This is a genomic window from Roseateles sp. P5_B10, from assembly GCF_056400485.1.
The window spans coordinates 1-1,320 of sequence record NZ_JBFULE010001133.1 but is presented as its reverse complement, the minus strand read 5'-3'; the positions used below and the strand labels follow the sequence as shown (position 1 = coordinate 1,320).

Here is a 1,320-nt window from a genome sequence, read left to right as displayed (position 1 = left end):
ACACTCGCCGGATGCATGACGCGACCCCTGATCTCAGTTTCGGCGACCTGACGCCGGAGTTCATGCTCGACGCCCTGGACGCCGCCGGCCTGCGTGCCGACGGCCGGCTGCTGCAGCTCAACTCCTTCGAGAACCGCGTGCTGATGCTGCACCTGGAGGACGGCGGCGCGGCTGTCGCCAAGTTCTACCGCCCGGCGCGCTGGAGCGATGCGCAGATCCTGGAAGAACACGATTTCGCCACCGAGCTCGCCGCCGCCGAGGTGCCCGTCGCGGCGCCGTGGACGCTGGAGGGCGGTTCCACCCTTTTCCACTATCAGGGCCAGCGCCTGGCCGTCACGCCGCGCCAGGGTGGGCGCGGGCCGGAGCTGGAAGACCCCGAAGTGCTGCGCTGGATCGGCCGGCTACTGGCTCGCCTGCACGGCGTCGGCCGCCAAAAGCCCTTTGCCGAACGCCTGGCCTGGGCCAGCGCCGCGCCCGCCCAGGCCGCACGCGATTGGCTGATGGGCAACGACGCCATCCCGCCCGAGATCGCACCCGCCTGGGACGAGGCCGCACGCCGCTGCATTGATGCCATCCAGGCCGCCTTTGACAGCCTGCCCGACCTGCAGTTGACACGCCTGCATGGCGACTGCCATCCCGGCAACATCCTCTGGACGCCTGACCGCGGGCCGCACTTCGTCGACCTCGACGACGCCGTCAATGGCCCGGTGGTGCAGGACCTGTGGATGCTGTTGCCCGGCGAGCCCGATGCTGCACGCAGCCTGCTCAACGCCGTGCTCGATGGCTACGAGCAGATCGCCGAATTCGATGATCGCGAACTGCGTCTGATCGAACCGTTGCGAACAATGCGCATGATCCACCACAGCGCCTGGCTGGCTCGCCGCTGGGGCGACCCGGCCTTCCCTCTCGCCTTCCCCTGGTTTGGCACGCCCAACTATTGGCTGGACCAAGTGGCCAAGCTGAGGGAACAGCTGGAAGCGATGCGGCCCAAGGGCAGCACCCCGACGCTGGCCCGTGACGAGGACGAGGTCAACTTCGATGGCGACGGCTTCGCCTGATTCGCTCAGGGCAGTGGGCTCGTCAACACCACGGCATAGCCATCGGGGTCGCGCAGCCAGAACTCCCAGTTGCCGTTCTGGCTCCAGCGCTTCGGCCTGACGACGTCGACATCCAGCGCTGTCGCCCGCTCCACGGCGGCGTCGAAGTCAGCCAGCTCGAACCACAGCAGCACGCCGTTGCCATAGGGGCGCAACTCGACGTCGCCAAGAGGCCCATGATCGTGATCGACCTCCCAGCGGTGCAACTGCAGCAGCAAATGGC

2 protein-coding genes are annotated in these 1,320 nt (G+C 68.0%); one reads left to right on the top strand and one right to left on the bottom strand.

Annotation, left to right across the window (positions count from 1 at the left end):
* Positions 1-1,058, top strand: a 1,058-nt coding sequence (locus AC1DU6_RS31480) for a serine/threonine protein kinase (RefSeq protein WP_477862097.1), incomplete at its 5' end; no start/stop codon positions are given.
* Positions 1,059-1,063: 5 nt separating this feature from the next.
* Here AC1DU6_RS31480 and AC1DU6_RS31475 read toward each other — a convergent pair.
* The coding region (locus AC1DU6_RS31475; protein WP_477862095.1) for a VOC family protein at positions 1,064-1,320 on the bottom strand (257 nt) is incomplete at its 5' end.